Raw genomic sequence first — 15,531 nt, forward strand, 5'->3', positions numbered from 1 at the left:
AAACTTCACAAAACGGGAATGGGGGTCGCCTTGTACCGGTATATCCCTTTATTCAGGAGTCTGGCATGGCAAACGTAATTACTGCACCGCAATACGATCCGATCGTCACCGCAAAAAACCTGGCGACCAAGGCAGTCGCGGCGCAGCAGGACAAGTTGACTAAGCAGACCGCGCTGGCGAACAACACGGCCACGGCGCTGAACAACCTGAAGCTGGCCATGAGCGCCTTCCAGAGCTCGATGACGACCATGAGCAGCAGCACCAAGTCGCTGCTGAGCCAGTCCGCCACCTTCAGCAATACCGCATATGGCAGCGGCACGGCCGACGCCACCGCCGTCGCCGGCAGCTATTCCTTCTTCGTGCAGCAGCTGGCCACGGCCAGCCAGACCTCGTACGGCGGCCTGACCAGCAGCCCCGCCGCCGGCAGCGGCACGCTGGCCGTGCGGATCGGCGACCCGCTGGCCCCCGTCACCGCGGACAACAGCTTTGACATCGACCTGAGCGCCGCCGACAAGGATGCCGACGGCAACCTGACGCCGCAGGAAATCGCCGCCGCCATCAATGGCAACAGCAAGAACAATTCGCGCGTGACGGCGTCCATCGTCACCATCGGCAACCAGGCGCAGCTGGTATTGACGTCTAACCTGACGGGCAAGGAAAACGCCGTCACGCTGGACGCCTCGAGCGTGACGAATACGGCGCTGACCAAGGCGCTGGTGACCGATGCGGCCACCAACATCAAGGAAGTCGTCAAGGCGCAGGACGCCATCGTCTGGCTGGGCGCAAAAGACACGGGCACGCAGATCACCCAGGCATCGAACACCTTCACCAACGTGACGGGCGTGAAGATGACGTTCAGCAAAGCCATGAACACGGGCGACGCGCCGGTGACGGTCACGGTGGCCACCGACAGCGGCGGCACGGCAACCAATGTGCAAGCGTTCGTCGACGCCTACAACAAGCTGAAAAGCGTGCTCGACGGCCTGGCCAGCTCCGGCGATCCGGACAAGAACGTGGCGGCCGGCATCTTCGCCCACGATTCGGGCTTGAACGCGCTGCGCAGCAACATGAACAATCTGCTGCGCCAGAGCATCGGCGGCGTTTCGCTGGTGTCGTATGGCGTGACCGCCAACCGCGACGGCACGCTGAGCCTGAATACGGCCAAGCTGACGGCCAAGCTGGCATCGAACCCTGGCGACCTGGACAAGTTGTTTGGCAACAACAGCCTGTCGGCCCCATCGGGCGTGTTCGGCGGCCTGGACAAGGCGCTGAGCCAATGGAGCAACATCACCAAGGGCCAGCTGGTGCAGCGTCTCGACGCCAATACCAGCCTGCAGAAATCGCTGACCAAGAGCACCGATTTGCTGACGGCCCAGTACAACACGGCCTACAAGCGTTTCCTCGATCAATTTACGCGCCTGCAAGTGATGCAGGAGCAAATGTACAAGACGGTCGACATGTTCGACGCCATGTTCGGCAACGACAAATCCTAAGGCGAGCGTGCCTGCCGCGCCGCCGCAAGTTTAGACAGTGAGAAATAAGACATGTTAAACAATGAAGCTTACGGCAACTACCATGCAGTCAACCTCGATGCGCAGACGTCGCGCGCCTCGCCAGTCGAACTGGTGCTGGTGCTGACGGATGGCCTGCTGGAAGAACTGGCGCGCGCGCGCGGGCATATCGTGGGCAAGCGCTACGAACAGAAGGCGATCAGCCTGGATAAATGCACGCAGATCATCAACGGCCTGTCGAGCTCGCTCGATTTCGACAATGGCGGCGAAGTGGTGGTCAACCTGGCGCGCCTGTACGACTATTGCGTGGCGCGCCTGTACACGGCCGGCATCAAGCTCGACCCTGCCCTGATCGATGAAGTGACTACCTTGATGACCACCATCAAGCGTGGCTGGGTGGGCGTCCAGGCCAACAATGCCTAGGCGCGGCGTCCTGCAACAGCTGAACCGGCAATTGAGCGCCGCCATTGCCCAGAAGGACTGGGATGCGATGGGAAAACTCTCTGCCAGCCTGGCGAAAAACATTCCCCTGCTGGCAGAACGTGGCGCATGGAATGCGCTGGAACAAACAGAATTGTTGCAATTGCGCAAAATTCACGCGCAAGCGGTTAAAATTTGCTCTGAGGAAAAAGAACGCCTGGGTTTGCACCTGGGCGCATTACAGGCAAATAAGGAAGGTTGGGTCGCCTACGCCGCGCTCGGCGAATTCGACTCTGAAGGGTATCAAGCATGATCATGAGCTTCAACACAGCACCGGCGCAGCCTGCGCCGACGACCAACGCAGCACCGGCGCTGCCGGCACTCTTGCCCGGCTTGCCAGGCGGCGCCGCGCCCGCGGGCACGACGGCCAGCGCGCCATCGGCCCTGCCCCTGTTCGCGCAAGTGCTCGATGTGACGGGCGTGACGACGCAGGACACCGCTGCCGTCCCCGCCAACGATGGCGACACCGACACCGACACGGCCAGCAAACCCGACGGCGGCAGCCTGCCAGCGATGGCGCTGCCCGTCATCGGCTTGCCGCTTGCCCCCTTGCCCGTTGCCCTGCCGCAACAGGCGGACGCGGCGGCGGCAGAAGCGCGCGGCGCCGCGGCGCAGACGCAGGTGCAGGCCAGCGCGGCGCAAGCCAATCCGGCACTGAACATCAGCCTGCATCCGGCCGCCGTCACCCTCAGCAGCCAGGCTGTGCCGCAACCGGCGGGCCGCGACACGCGCGAACCGCTGGCCGCCGCCAACCCATTGCCGGCAGCCAAGGGCGGCGCGGACAGCGCCACGGCCCTGCCGTTCGAATCGCTGCTGAAACAAGCCGCCCCCGTCGCTGCCGCTGTCGCCGCCCCCGCGCGCGATGGCGAGCGGGCCGCCAGCCCCGCCGCATCGGCCGCGCCCAACCTGGGCCTGACGGGCGCCGTGGCGAACGCCACGCCGGCCGCTGCCGGCGGCGACACGATCAAGCTCAACGGTCCAGCCCAGCAATGGCAGGAACCGCTGCGCGAGGCGCTGGGCGAACGCCTGCAGACGCAGATCGGCCGCAACAGCGAGCACGCGACGATCCGCCTCGATCCCCCCATGCTGGGCCGCATTGAAATTTCCATCCGCCACACGGCCGGCGCGCTGCAAGTGAATGTCACGGCATCGAACACGGAAGTACTGCGCCAGTTGCAGGGCATCGGCGAAAACATGCGCAGCGACCTGGCGCAGCGCCAATATACCGACGTGGCCGTGAATATCAGCGCCACGCCGCGCAGCCCGGCCGCGCAGGCGTTTGCCGAGGGCGATGCACGCGGCCAGCGTCAGCCGGGACGCCAGCAGGACGAGGCGGAACCGGGCCGCGCCCTGTCCGACGGCACGCCAGCAGGCACATCCTCCAGCAACACTTACGCCATGCATGAGCGAGAGTACAACTGATGAATATGAAAATGAAACTGATAGCCGGCTTTGTCGCGGTGGCCGTGCTGGCCGCCGGCGCGGCCGGTGGCGCCATCTGGTACCTGGCCAAGCCCGTGTCCGCACCTGGCGCGGTTGCTGAGGCAAAAGCCCCGCCGCCGCCCGCCACGGGCAAGAAGGCGCGCAAGTTCATCACGCTCGACAAGGTCATCGTGATGCTGCGCCGCGGTCCTGGCGACAGCGACACGCACTACCTGTCGGCCGACCTGGTGATCGCCACCACCGAGGAAAAGGAAAAGCTGACCAAGGATCACTTGCCACTGATGCGCTCGATCGCCGTCAGCACGCTGTCGAGCTTTCCCATGGACAAGGCGCAAACCATGACGGTGGAGCAGTATGCCGAGCAGATCAACAAGGCTTTCAATGTCAGCTATGAACGCGAACAGATGGAAAAGCCGTTTACCGAAGTCATGGTCGGCAAGCTGATCATTGAATAAGCCGACACGCCAGCCGACCTAGTGGGAGATCCCTTGGCCTATGTAGAGCAATACCAGGAAGCGTATGGCGCCGGCGAATATGCGGCCGCCAGCGCTTGCGCGGCCGTGCTCAGCGTTGCCGAAGAGCAACAACATCTGGTGGCGTATGCCCCCCTGGTGAAACGCATCGTGCGTCAGCTCAATTCGCAGGTATCGGGCGCCATCGACCGCGACGACATGGAACAGATTGGCCTGATGGGCTTGCTGGAAGCGCTGCGCCGCTACGGCGTGCCCGACCAGTCCTTCGGCAGCTATGCCAGCCTGCGCATCCGCGGCGCCATCCTCGATGAATTGCGGCGCCAGGATTGGCGCCCGCGCGCCGTGCGCCAGGAAAGCCACCGCCTGCGCGACAGCGTACGCGCCCTGACCCGGCGCCTGGGCCGCGAACCGCTGGATGCGGAAATCATGGCGGCCCTGAAGCTGACGCCGGAAGCGTTTCAAGAATACCAGCTGGCGGAAAACGCCGAGCTGATCGCCAGTTTCGACGAAGTGCTGCAGGAAAGCCTGGGCCAGGCCGACAGCGCACCGAGTCCGGAAGAGCAATTGATGGTGCGGCGCAGCCTGGAGCAGGCCCTGCGCGCGCTCGACGAGCGCGAACAGCGCGTGGTGCAGATGTATTACGAATTCGAATTGAGCTATAAGGAAATTGCCGCCGTGCTGGACCTGAGCGACGCCCGCGTCTGCCAGCTGAACAAGACGGCACTGGGCAAGATGAAAGCCATGCTGCAAGACGATTAACAGTGAAGCGCCAGTTCGGCAATAGTTTCAGTAAAACCCATCAAATTGATGCAGCACAATGACGCAGAAAGGCAGTTGACATGGTAATTATCGGTATCTTAATCGTGATGGGGTGTGTATTCGGAGGCTTCGCCCTGATGGGCGGCACCGTCCACGCGATCTGGCAACCGGTGGAGTTGATCATCATCATCGGCGCCGCCGTCGGCGCCCTGGTGCTGGGCAACCCCAAGCATGTACTCGGTGAAATGCTGCACCAGATGCGCAAGATCGTCACGCACAAGAAGCAAGGCTCGGAATTCCAGCGCCAGTTGCTGCTGCTCATGTATGAACTGCTGCAAACGGCGGCCGGCGGCCTGAAGGCGCTCGACGCCCACGTCGAGGCGCCGCGCGAAAGCGCCCTGTTCCAGCGCTATCCGCTGGTGCTGGAAGAGCCGAAACTGCTCGCTTTCATCGTCGACAACTTCCGCTTGATGGCGATGGGCAAGATCAACGCGCATGAACTCGAAGGCGTGCTGGAGCAGGAACTGGAAGCCATCCACGACGAATTGCTGCAACCGTCGAAGTCGCTGCACAAGATCGCCGAAGCCATGCCAGGCTTCGGTATCCTGGCCGCCGTGCTCGGCATCGTGATGGCCATGAATTCCGTGGCCGACGGCGCCGATGCGGCGGAAATCTCGGAAAAAGTGGGCGCCGCCATGGTCGGCACCTTCATCGGCATCTTCTTTTGCTACGGCGTGCTCGACCCGATGTGCAATATGATGAAACAGCTGGTGGGCGAGGAAGGCTCGACCATGGAGTGCGTGAAGGTCGTGCTGGTCACGCACGTGGCGGGCAAACCGCCGCTGCTGGCCATCGATGCGGGCCGCCGCCTGGTGCAGCTGAACATCAAGCCGAGCTTCGCCCAGCTGGAAAGCTGGATCAATGCGCTGGAAGATGGCGGCGCGGAACAAGAGCAAGGCCAAGGCCGGGGAGGCCGCCGTGCTAAAGCCGCATGAGAAACATGAACAGGCCATCATCAAGCGGGCCGGTCGCAAGCATGACGACGACGGCCACGGCGGCGCCTGGAAGGTAGCGTTCGCGGACTTTTGCCTGGCCCTGCTGTCGCTGTTCCTCGTGCTGTGGCTGATGGCCGCGCGCGAACAGCAGGCGATGAAGGAAATCATGATGGATGCCAGCGCCGGCAGCCGCCAGGGCGAAGGCCAGGGCGTGATGCCGGAACAGAAAGGCGGCCCCCGCGGCAGCCTGATCGAGCGCTTCCCCATGCCCCGCAAGGGCACGGGCGACACGCGCACGGAAGGCAAGCAGATGCATGATGGCAAGGCCGGTTCGGCGCCGAAGAATGAAACCAAGGTCAGCTACCAGTCGCCGGAGGACTTGATGGCCCTGTCGCGCGCGCTCGACAAGCTCAGCGATGAAGCGGGCCTGAAGAGCAATCTGCAATCGGTGATCACGCCCTACGGCTTGCGCGTCATGCTGCACGATACGGACAAGCAAGGCATGTTCGTGCGCGGCAGCGCCGTGCCGACCGACCGCTTCCGCAAGCTGTTGCGCCAGATGGGCCCCGTGTTTGCGCAGATGGAGAACCAAATGCTGATCGTCGGCCATACGGATTCGATGCAGTACGCCAATACCGGCTATGAAGGCTATTCGAACTGGACCCTGTCGGCCAACCGCGCCATGTCGGCGCGCGCGCAATTGCTGATTGGCAGCATGAGCCCGGACAGCGTGCTGCAAGTGGTGGGCATGGCCGACCGCGCGCCGCTGGACGTGAAAAACGCCAGCGCCGGCATCAACCGCCGCATCGAACTGTTAATATTGACGCGTGGCCAGGCTGACAGCATCGCCGCCATGTTCGGCATGGCCGGGCAAAAGGCGCAAGGCGAAGAGCTGCAGGTGGGTGAGCCGGACTCGGGCACGCTGCAACGCCTGCGCGAGAAACTGGGCTTGCCCGCCAAGAAAGAACGGGACGAGCATGCAAATTAAGGGCAAGGGACAACGTATGAAAATCTCCTCCGGCAATACCGGTGTCACCGTGCGCAGCGGCGCCGTGGCCCCTGCCGAGGCAATCGCCGAGAACGCCGGCGCCGGCGCCGTGTCGCCCGGCTCCTCGGCCGGCACGGAAATGCAATCGGCCGTGCTGCAGCCTGCCATGGCCGCCCTGCGCGCCATGCCCGAGATCGACCACGAGCGCGTGGCCATGCTGCGCGATGCGCTGGCCAAGGGCGAATTACCATTCGACCCGTCGAAACTGGCGGGCCTGATCCAGCGCTTCCATGGCGGCGAATCGTGACCGCGCCGCGCAAGGGCATCACGCGCCAGGAAGCCGTGCGCCGCGTCCTGCAGGGCATGGCCGATGACCAGCTCGGCTACGCCGCGCTGCGCACCTTGCTGGACGAACAATTCCAGGCCGCTTTGCAGCACCAGAGCGCCCAGCTGACGGCCCTGGCCGAACCCGTGATCGCCGCCGTCGAACAGCTCGATGCGCGCCGGCGCCAGCGCGTCAGCCTCGTCACTGCCCTGCTGGGTCCGCAAGGCGATATGGCGCAATTGTTTGCGTTATTGCAAGACGAAGCGCGCAGCAAGGCCCAGGCCGACTGGGCGGCGCTGGAACAGATGGTGCTTGAATGCAAGCGCCTGAATGCCCGCAACAGCGAATTTTTAACAGAACAGTACAGCATCATGCAGCGCGTGCTGCATGGCGAGGAAGATACCTATGCGCCAGGCTGATTTTTCAGGCATCCGCGCCACGGCGGCGACGCCATCGACGGCGGCAACGAATGCCGTGCAGAGCAATATGCGCGCGACCAGCGGCACCGCGTCCACCGGCAGCTTTGCCAGCGTGTTCCAGCAGGTGCAGGGCGAAGTGGCCCGGTTCATCGAACAGGGCGGCGGCAACGCCACCACCCTGAACCCGCAGGGCCGCGCCTACCTGGAACAGGGCCAGCCCGTCAATGTGCTGGGCAGCATCAACCAGGGCGGCGAGATCGGCGAAGTACAACAGCAATTCCTCGCTTCGATCAAGCCATGGACGGAAGAAACGGGCTCGCGCCTGGGCGTGGCGCCGGAAATCGTCGCCGCCCACGCGGCGCTGGAATCGGGCTGGGGCCAGCGTCCGCTGCGCCAGGGCACGGGCGCCGACACGAATAATTTGTTCGGCATCAAGGCCAGCGGCAAATGGCAGGGCGACGTGGCCAGCAATGTCACGACCGAATACGAAGCGGGCAGCGGCACGGCCCTGAAGAAGACCGAGCGCTTCCGCAGCTATCCGGACCAGGCCAGCGCCTTCCGCGACTATGCGCAGGTGCTGCTCGACAATCCACGCTACCGCGCCGCCCTGAACACGGGCGCCGACGCGGGCGCCTTCGCGCAAGGCCTGGCGCGCGGCGGCTATGCCACCGATCCCAACTACGCCGCCAAGCTGACCCAGCTGGCGACGCGCCTGCAGCGCACGGCCGCCGCAGACTGATCGTCCCTTAACGGCCGGGAATCTCGGCCGGTTCCACCACGCCCGCATCGACCACCCTGGCACGTATCACCGTGCCGCTGGTGGCGTTGCGCACGCGTATCACCTCTCCCAGCGCACCGGGATCCATGGCTTCGCCGGCCATGCTCACTTCCACCTGCTCCTTGCGCGCGACGATGCTGACCGCGCTGCCGCGCTTGATCAGCATGGGCGACGCCAGCTGTCCCTGGCGCAGCACTTCGCCGGCGCGCAAGCTGCGCCGGCTCGACAGGCCGACGGCGCCGGGCAAGGAGGAAATACTGTCCGGCACCATCGTCACGTCGCGCCGCGCCAGCACCACGTCGCCGGCCTGCAGCGGCGTATTCGCCGTCACGGGCGCGCTGGTGACGGCCACCTGGGCCGTGACGCTGCCACGCACGAGCATTTCATAACGCCAACCGTTGCTTCCAGGACACACTGCCACGAAGCGCATGCGCTGCGCGGAGCGGCTGTCGGCCGCTTCCAGCGCGACGGGCGCCGCGCACGCCGGCACGGGGCGCGTGCTTTTCACGACGGCCACCTGGAATTGCGGTTCCAGCAACCCGGCCGTGGCCGCCTGGTGCGCCAATTGCTCACGCGCCAACTGTTCCACACGTGAAAATATATTGTCGGCTGGCAATTCTGCGCGTCCTGCACTACTATATAGGCTGGTCAGTAAAAATAGGCCCGGAAGCAGTATGTGAGGACGTGGCGCCTTGTTTCGGATCATCGTAATGCTGTTGAAATGAATCATTGCTAACCTTAATCAAAGATACTGAAGCGGCATGACCTTACCATGCGTCAACATGACCTGGCTGGGATTTTACCTCCGCACCACCTGTTTTCTGGCCCGAACTGCAAAAAGCACGATCGAATTCAACACAAAGGATGACCATGGGGATTAATTTCAAGGAAGCGCTGGGCGTGCATGCCGACGCACTCGGACTACGTGCCGACCGCACGCGCGTGCTGGCAGCCAACATCGCCAATGAGAACACGCCTGGCTTCCAGGCCATGGACATGGATTTCGGCAGCGCCCTGCAGCAACTGCAGGACAATGAAGCCGGCCTGCTGTCGACCGATGACGATGCCAGCGCCCTGTACCGCGTACCTTTCCACCCCAGCCGCGACGGCAACACCGTCGAAATCGGCGTCGAACAGGCGGCATTCTCGCAGAATGCCACCGACTTCCAGACCAGCCTGACTTTCGTCAACATGAAACTGAGGGGTCTGTCCAAGGCCATCTCCGGACAATAAGGACCCGCATGAGCTTCCAGGATATTTCCAAGATCGCCGGTTCGGCGATGGCGGCGCAGACCGTGCGCCTGAACACCATCGCCAGCAACCTGGCCAATGCCGATTCCGTCGCCGGTTCCGAAGGCGAAACCTACCGCGCGCGCAAGCCCGTGTTTTCCGCCGTGATGGATGGCGCCAGCGGCGCGGGCGGCCGCGTGCAGGTGCTCGACGTGGTGCAGAGCGATGAACCGCTGCGCAAGGTCTACGAGCCGGGCCACCCGATGGCCAATGCCGACGGCATGGTGTACTACCCCAACGTCAATCAGGTGGCCGAGATGACCGACATGATGTCGGCCTCGCGCGCGTTTGAAACGAATGTCGAAGTTCTGGGCCGCATCAAGTCGATGCAGCAGTCGCTCCTCAAATTAGGTGAAGCATAAGCCATGGAAACGAATCTCTTTACAAACAACAGCAGCGGCAGCAACAGCGGCAGCAACGCCGTCAAGTCGCAAAGCAATGCCACGCAAGACATGTTCACCAAGCTGCTGGTGGCCCAGATCAAGAACCAGGATCCGCTGGCGCCGACCGACCCTAGCCAGTTCGTCAATCAGTTGACGCAGCAGGCGCAGACGGAAGCGATGCAGAACCTGTCGGCGCTGACCAGCGCCAATGCCAGCGTGCTGCAATCGATGCAGGTGCTGGCCCTGGGCGCGCAAGTCGGTTCCGAAGTGATGGTCAACAGCGACACCGTGCAGCTCGACAAGAGCAAGGTCAGCGGCAGCATCGCGCTGGCCGCCGGCACCACCAAGACCACGGTGACCCTGAAAGGCGTCGACGACAAGGAATACAAGATCGAACTGGGCGCCAAGTCGCCCGGTACCGTGCCCTTCACCATCGACCCCGTCGCGTTGGGCTTGCCTGCCGGCACCTATAAAATGACGGTCACCACCAATGGCACTGAAAAGCCGTCGGTCGACATCGCAGGCAAGCTCAACAGCGTGCGCCTGTCGTCCTCCGGCAGCATGATCTTGAGCGTGTCGAACCTGGGCGAAGTCAACCCTGGCGCGATCACCGGCTTCAACGGTAAGACGGCCTGATCCGCCCTCACCTTTCCTGAACACTAATCTCGTCCTTCACTAAAGGAAGTCAACATGAGTTTCGACATCGCCCTGTCCGGTATCCAGTCCATCAACCAACAGTTGAACAGCACCAGTAACAATATCGCCAATGCCGGCACCTACGGTTTCAAGAGCAGCCGCGCCAACTTTTCGGCCATGTACGCCGGTTCGCGCGCGACGGGCACGGAAATCGGCTCGGTCACGCAAAGCATGTCGCTCAATGGTGGCGTGCTAAACACGGGCCGCGCGCTCGACGCCGCCATCGACGGCCGCGGCTACTTCGTCACGCGCGATGCGCAAAACACCATGAACTACAGCCGCGTCGGCATCTTCTCGGCCAGCAGCGACGGCAAGCTGATCGATTCGAACGGCCGCCTGGTGCAAGGCTATGCGTCGGTAAAAGGCAGCACCACCCTGGGCACCATGGGCGACATGGTCATTCCGACGGGCCAGATTCCCGCCGTGGCGTCGACCAAGCTGGCGTATGCCGCCAACATGTCGTCCGAATGGACCATCAAGGCCGTGCCCTTCAACAAGACCAACGAACTGAGCTACAACAGCGGCAAGTCCTCGATCGTCTACGATTCGCTGGGCGCCAAGCACTCGCTGGGCCAGTACTTCGTCAAGACGGCGACGGGCGTGGACGTGCACTACACCTTCGACAACGTCGACGTGACGCCGGTGACGAGCATGACGTTCGACACCTCCGGCAAGCTGGTGACGGGCACGACCGCCTCGCCAGTCCTGCCGACGCCGCCTGGCGCGGCAGCCATGACGGTCGCCATCGACTACACGGGCACCACCCAGTTCGCCGGCGAAGCAACGACCTCGACCGACCGCGCCGACGGTTATGCCTCGGGCACCTACACGGGCGTGGAACTGGCCGACGACGGCTCCGTCGTGGCGAAATACACGAATGGCCAGAAACAAAGCATCGGCGTGATCGCCCTGGCCACCTTCCCTGACGAAGGCGCACTGACCGCCGTCAACGACACCAGCTGGGTCGCTTCGACCACGTCCGGCACCGCCATGTACGACCGTCCCGGCGTCGGCATGGCCGGCAAACTGGTGACGAGCTCGCTGGAACAGTCGAACGTCGACATCACCTCCGAACTGGTGGGCCTGATGACGTCGCAGCGTAACTACCAGGCGAACTCGAAGGTCATCTCGACCGAGAACGCCATGCTGCAATCGCTGATGCAAGCGCTGTAATCGCCACCACGCAAGGGTAAAGCATAATGGATGCGCTGATTTATACCGCCATGAGCGGGGCCGACCGGGCCCTGCGGGCACAGCAGGTACACGCCAACAACCTGGCCAACATCGAGACGGGCGGCTTCCGCGCCAACCTCGAGGTGTCGACCGCCCAACCGCTGCAAAACGGCTATGGCTACGACGACCGCCACATGACGCAGACGCAGTCGAGCGCCATCGCCACGCGCACCGGCACCATCAAGGAAACGGGGCGCGAGCTCGACGTGGCCGTCACGGGCAACGGTTACCTCGCGGTGCAATGGCAAAACGGCGAAGCCTACACGCGCGCCGGCGCCATGGACCTCGATGAAACGGGCGCGCTGACCATCAACGGCCGGCCCGTGCTGGGCGAAGGCGGCCCCATCACGATTCCCGAGCACACCAGCCTGTCGATCGGCGGCGATGGCACGATTTCCATCCAGGTACCGGGCACGGCGCAGATGCAGACCGTCGACAAGCTCAAGCTGGTCAACGCGGAAACGGGCGAGCTGACCAAGAACGAGGCGGGCCTGATCGTGGCGCGCAGCGGCGAAGACTTGCAAGCCGACCCGACGGTGCGCCTGCGCGACCGCCACCTGGAAGGCAGCAACGTCTCGGCCGTCGAGGAAATGGTCGCCACCATGAGCTTGAACCGCAGTTTCGAGTTGCAGATGAAAGTATTCAAGGCCAGCGACTCCATGACTGAGTCCGGCAACCGCCTGCTGGGCGCCTAAGCCCAACGCCCATCAAATTATCAGGAGTAAATCATGAATCCAGCAATGTGGATCAGCAAGACCGGCGTGCAGGCACAAGATGCAAAACTGCAAGCCATCGCGAATAACCTGGCCAACGTCAATACGGTCGGCTTCAAGCGCGACCGCGTCGTCTTCGAAGACCTGTTCTACCAGGTCGAGCAGCAGCCGGGCACGCAGCGCGCCGACAACACCCTGTCGCCATCGGGCGTGCAGCTGGGTAACGGCACGCACATGGTCGGCACGCAAAAGGTGTTTACCACCGGCAGCCTGCAAACGACGAGCCGCGAATTCGACGTCGCCATCACCGGCAACGGCTTTTTGCAAGTGCTGCGCCCGAACGGCGAAGCGGCCTACACGCGCGCCGGCCAGCTGAGCCTGAATGAAAATGGCGTGATGGTCAACGCCCAGGGCTTGCCGCTGGTGCCGCAGATCACCGTGCCCAACAATGCCACGGCCATCACCATCGGCGAAAACGGCATGGTCACGGCCACGGTGCCGGGCAATGTGGCCGGCACGGAACTGGGCCAGCTGAACCTCTCCAGCTTCGTCAACCCGACCGGCTTGCTGGCACTGGGCGAAAACCTGTTCCAGGAAACGGCATCGAGCGGCACGCCGACGGAAGGCCGTCCCGGCGAAGGCGCACTGGGCAAGCTCAAGCAATACGCGCTGGAAGGCTCGAACGTGCAGGTGGTCGAAGAGATGGTCGACATGATCGCTGCCCAGCGCACCTATGAAATGAACACCAAGGTGCTGTCGGCCGCCGACAATATGCTGCAATACCTGGCGCAAGCGGCACGCTGATGAAGGCCGCAATGAAAGCTTCGGCGGCCCTGCTGCTGGTGCTGGCGGCCGGTTGCGCCAGCCGTCCGGCCGCGCCGCTGGCGCCCAGCTTTTCCGATACGCCGCTGCCGGTGGCGCCGCGCAGCACGGCGCGCGGCGGCGTCGCCGGCGGCGTCTTCAATCCCGATGCGGGCCTGGCCCTGACCTCGGACAGCCGCGCCTTCCGCGTCGGCGATGTCGTCACCGTGGCCCTGCAGGAAACCACGCAGGCAAGCAAGAAGGCCGGCACCTCGTTCAACAAGGGTTCGTCCGTCGGCGTCGCCGCCGCCGGCCTGCTGGGCAAGACTTTCCCGAAGACAGGCATCGACCTGTCCGCCGACCGCAACTTCGCCGGCGACTCGACCAGCACGCAGCAAAATGCGCTGTCCGGCGCCATCACCGTGATCGTGCAGGAAGTGCTGCCGAACGGTTTGCTGCGCGTGCAGGGCGAAAAAACCCTGACCCTGAACCAGGGCGAGGAATTCGTGCGCCTGCGCGGCTACCTGCGCTCGGCCGACATCGATTCGAACAACCAGGTGTCATCATTGCGCATCGCCAATGCGCAGATCGCCTATTCCGGCCAGGGCACCCTGGCCGAAGCCAACAAGCCAGGCTGGCTGACGCGTTTCTTCGTCGGCCCATGGATGCCGTTTTAAGGTGACATCATGAAATTTCGCTCCGCCCTGCCCCTGGCAGCCATGCTCGCAGTGCTGTCCGGCCTGTCCCTGCCCGCCAGCGCCGCGCAAGTGCTGCGCAACCTGGTCAGCATCGAGGGCGTGCGCGACAACCCGCTGGTCGGTTACGGCCTCGTCGTTGGCCTGAACGGCAGTGGCGACACGACGCAGGTGAAGTTTTCCAGCCAGTCCGTGGTCAACATGCTCAAGCAGTTCGGCGTCAAGATGCCGGACGGCGCCGAATCGAAAAGCAAGAACGTCGCCACCGTCATGGTCAGCGCAGTGTTTCCGCCCGGCTACCGCCGTGGCCAGGCCATCGACGTCACCGTGTCCTCGCTGGGCGACGCGAAAAGCCTGCGCGGCGGTACTTTATTGCTGACGCAGCTGCGCGCGGCCGACAATGAAACGTATGCGCTGGCGCAAGGCAACGTCGTCGTCGGCGGCCTCAACGCCACCGGCAAGAGCGGCTCGTCCGTCACCGTCAACACGCCCACCTCGGGCCGCATTCCGAACGGCGCCAACATCGAGCGCGAAATCCTCAGCGATTTCTCCACCAAGCCGACCGTCACCCTGAACCTGCGCCACCCGCACTTCGAGACGGCCATCAACATCGTCGAAGCCGTGAACCGCCGTTTCGGCGCCGTCGCCACCACCAGCGACGCCACCAGCGTGGAAGTGCTGGCGCCGGAAAACCCGACCCAGCGCGTGGCCTTCATGGCCAAGCTCGAAGCCTTGAGCATCGACGTCGGCGCCGATACGCCGAAAGTGGTCTTCAATTCGCGCACCGGCACCGTCGTCATCGCCGAAGGCTTGCGCGTGAAGGCGGCCGCCGTCACGCACGGCTCGCTGAAGGTCATCATTTCAGAAAGTTCGGCCGTCAGCCAGCCGGCGCCGTTCGGCCGCGGCCAGACCACCGTCACGCCGCAATCGAAGGTGTCCGTCGACCAGGGCAACGGCAATATGTTCAAATGGCCGGCCGGCGCCAAGCTGCAGGCGATCATCGACGTCGTCAACAGCCTGGGCGCCTCGCCCGACGACATCATGGCAATTTTACAAGCCCTCGACCAGGCAGGCGCCATCGAAGGCGAACTGGTAGTAATTTGATGATCAATATCAACGACAGCAGCAGCGCCCTGCCCTCGGCGCTCGACGACCGCTCCCCCGCGGCGGCCACGCCGGCCGATCCGCGCTACGCGGCCAAGGCCACCGAGGCGGCCGTCAAGTTCGAAGCCTTCTTCATCTCGCACATGCTGCGCCAGATGCGCTCGGGCACGCGCGAGATGGCGGGCGAAGACAGCGTCTTCAAGGACCCCATCAACAGCGACATGCTGGAAATGGCCGACAATCTGGTGGCCGACAAGATGGCCGGCCAGCGCGCCTTCGGCATCGCCGACGCCATCCTGCGCCAGCTGCTGCCGGCGGCCAGCGCCCCCGTTTCAGCCAAAGGCGCTGTCAAAACCGACAATATTGCAGCGGCGCTTAATAAGTCCGTCTGAAGCGTCGCCTGTTGTAGGTAACAACGAATCCAGGCCTGTCCACCCGCACGCGC

The 15,531-nt window shown here is 63.7% G+C and carries 21 protein-coding genes; 20 read left to right on the forward strand and 1 reads right to left on the reverse strand.

What is annotated here, in order from left to right; genetic code table 11:
• Positions 1-65 precede the first annotated feature (65 nt).
• The 11 genes from fliD (at position 66) to YQ44_RS15200 (ending at position 8,132) form a co-directional block, all read left to right on the forward strand.
• On the forward strand, positions 66-1,493 hold the full coding sequence (gene fliD, locus YQ44_RS15150) for a flagellar filament capping protein FliD (RefSeq protein ID WP_071324101.1): 1,428 nt from the start codon (positions 66-68) through the stop codon (positions 1,491-1,493).
• A 51-nt stretch (positions 1,494-1,544) separates the two neighbouring features.
• Positions 1,545-1,934, forward strand: coding sequence for a flagellar export chaperone FliS (gene fliS, locus YQ44_RS15155; RefSeq protein ID WP_071324102.1), 390 nt, complete (start codon positions 1,545-1,547; stop codon positions 1,932-1,934).
• 31 nt (positions 1,935-1,965) lie between these two features.
• Positions 1,966-2,244 carry a hypothetical protein gene (locus YQ44_RS15160; RefSeq protein WP_232250907.1) on the forward strand — a complete coding sequence of 93 codons (279 nt, stop codon included), beginning with the start codon at positions 1,966-1,968 and terminating at the stop codon, positions 2,242-2,244.
• Positions 2,245-2,246: 2 nt separating this feature from the next.
• Positions 2,247-3,413 (forward strand): flagellar hook-length control protein FliK, encoded by a 1,167-nt coding sequence (locus YQ44_RS15165; protein WP_156894871.1) that lies wholly within the window; start codon positions 2,247-2,249, stop codon positions 3,411-3,413.
• Between the two features lie 11 nt (positions 3,414-3,424).
• Complete coding sequence (locus YQ44_RS15170; RefSeq protein ID WP_335589221.1) at positions 3,425-3,889, forward strand: flagellar basal body-associated FliL family protein; 465 nt, start codon at positions 3,425-3,427, stop codon at positions 3,887-3,889.
• 33 nt (positions 3,890-3,922) lie between these two features.
• A complete protein-coding gene (locus tag YQ44_RS15175; RefSeq protein WP_071324105.1) occupies positions 3,923-4,666 on the forward strand; it encodes a FliA/WhiG family RNA polymerase sigma factor in 744 nt (247 codons plus the stop codon).
• Positions 4,667-4,803: 137 nt separating this feature from the next.
• A complete protein-coding gene (gene motA, locus YQ44_RS15180) occupies positions 4,804-5,661 on the forward strand; it encodes a flagellar motor stator protein MotA (RefSeq protein WP_269450144.1) in 858 nt (285 codons plus the stop codon).
• Positions 5,645-6,649 (forward strand): flagellar motor protein MotB, encoded by a 1,005-nt coding sequence (locus YQ44_RS15185; RefSeq protein ID WP_232250908.1) that lies wholly within the window; start codon positions 5,645-5,647, stop codon positions 6,647-6,649. Before motA ends, YQ44_RS15185 begins: the two co-directional genes overlap by 17 nt.
• A gap of 16 nt (positions 6,650-6,665) precedes the next feature.
• Entirely contained in the window at positions 6,666-6,956 is a 291-nt protein-coding gene (flgM, locus tag YQ44_RS15190; RefSeq protein ID WP_071324107.1) for a flagellar biosynthesis anti-sigma factor FlgM, read from the forward strand.
• Positions 6,953-7,393 (forward strand): flagellar export chaperone FlgN, encoded by a 441-nt coding sequence (flgN, locus tag YQ44_RS15195; protein ID WP_083411874.1) that lies wholly within the window; start codon positions 6,953-6,955, stop codon positions 7,391-7,393. The genes flgM and flgN overlap by 4 nt, the downstream gene beginning before the upstream one ends.
• Positions 7,380-8,132: a glycoside hydrolase family 73 protein gene (locus tag YQ44_RS15200; RefSeq protein ID WP_071324108.1), complete on the forward strand. Its 753-nt coding sequence runs from the start codon at positions 7,380-7,382 to the stop codon at positions 8,130-8,132. The genes flgN and YQ44_RS15200 overlap by 14 nt, the downstream gene beginning before the upstream one ends.
• 7 nt (positions 8,133-8,139) lie before the next feature.
• Here the strand turns inward: YQ44_RS15200 and flgA are convergent, their stop codons facing one another.
• Positions 8,140-8,760 carry a flagellar basal body P-ring formation chaperone FlgA gene (flgA, locus tag YQ44_RS15205; RefSeq protein ID WP_232250909.1) on the reverse strand — a complete coding sequence of 207 codons (621 nt, stop codon included), beginning with the start codon at positions 8,758-8,760 and terminating at the stop codon, positions 8,140-8,142.
• Between the two features lie 281 nt (positions 8,761-9,041).
• Between flgA and flgB the strand changes: the two genes are divergently transcribed.
• Genes flgB through YQ44_RS15250 form a run of 9 tightly spaced genes read left to right on the forward strand, consistent with a single transcriptional unit; the run spans position 9,042 to position 15,478 of the window.
• A complete protein-coding gene (gene flgB / locus YQ44_RS15210; RefSeq protein WP_071326523.1) occupies positions 9,042-9,404 on the forward strand; it encodes a flagellar basal body rod protein FlgB in 363 nt (120 codons plus the stop codon).
• A gap of 8 nt (positions 9,405-9,412) precedes the next feature.
• Positions 9,413-9,823 (forward strand): flagellar basal body rod protein FlgC, encoded by a 411-nt coding sequence (gene flgC, locus YQ44_RS15215; protein WP_071324110.1) that lies wholly within the window; start codon positions 9,413-9,415, stop codon positions 9,821-9,823.
• Between the two features lie 3 nt (positions 9,824-9,826).
• Positions 9,827-10,480 (forward strand): flagellar hook capping FlgD N-terminal domain-containing protein, encoded by a 654-nt coding sequence (locus tag YQ44_RS15220; RefSeq protein ID WP_071324111.1) that lies wholly within the window; start codon positions 9,827-9,829, stop codon positions 10,478-10,480.
• A 54-nt stretch (positions 10,481-10,534) separates the two neighbouring features.
• Positions 10,535-11,713, forward strand: a complete 1,179-nt coding sequence (locus YQ44_RS15225; RefSeq protein ID WP_071324112.1) for a flagellar hook protein FlgE — start codon at positions 10,535-10,537, stop codon at positions 11,711-11,713.
• Positions 11,714-11,739: 26 nt separating this feature from the next.
• Positions 11,740-12,468 carry a flagellar basal body rod protein FlgF gene (locus YQ44_RS15230; RefSeq protein WP_071324113.1) on the forward strand — a complete coding sequence of 243 codons (729 nt, stop codon included), beginning with the start codon at positions 11,740-11,742 and terminating at the stop codon, positions 12,466-12,468.
• A gap of 33 nt (positions 12,469-12,501) precedes the next feature.
• A complete protein-coding gene (gene flgG, locus YQ44_RS15235; protein ID WP_198043695.1) occupies positions 12,502-13,290 on the forward strand; it encodes a flagellar basal-body rod protein FlgG in 789 nt (262 codons plus the stop codon).
• 11 nt (positions 13,291-13,301) lie between these two features.
• Complete coding sequence (gene flgH / locus YQ44_RS15240) at positions 13,302-13,964, forward strand: flagellar basal body L-ring protein FlgH (protein ID WP_442905823.1); 663 nt, start codon at positions 13,302-13,304, stop codon at positions 13,962-13,964.
• A 9-nt stretch (positions 13,965-13,973) separates the two neighbouring features.
• Complete coding sequence (locus tag YQ44_RS15245; protein WP_071324116.1) at positions 13,974-15,086, forward strand: flagellar basal body P-ring protein FlgI; 1,113 nt, start codon at positions 13,974-13,976, stop codon at positions 15,084-15,086.
• Entirely contained in the window at positions 15,086-15,478 is a 393-nt protein-coding gene (locus YQ44_RS15250; RefSeq protein ID WP_442905940.1) for a rod-binding protein, read from the forward strand. The genes YQ44_RS15245 and YQ44_RS15250 overlap by 1 nt, the downstream gene beginning before the upstream one ends.
• Positions 15,479-15,531: the final 53 nt, after the last annotated feature.

It is taken from the genome of Janthinobacterium sp. 1_2014MBL_MicDiv, from assembly GCF_001865675.1.
Taxonomy (GTDB): domain Bacteria; phylum Pseudomonadota; class Gammaproteobacteria; order Burkholderiales; family Burkholderiaceae_D; genus Janthinobacterium.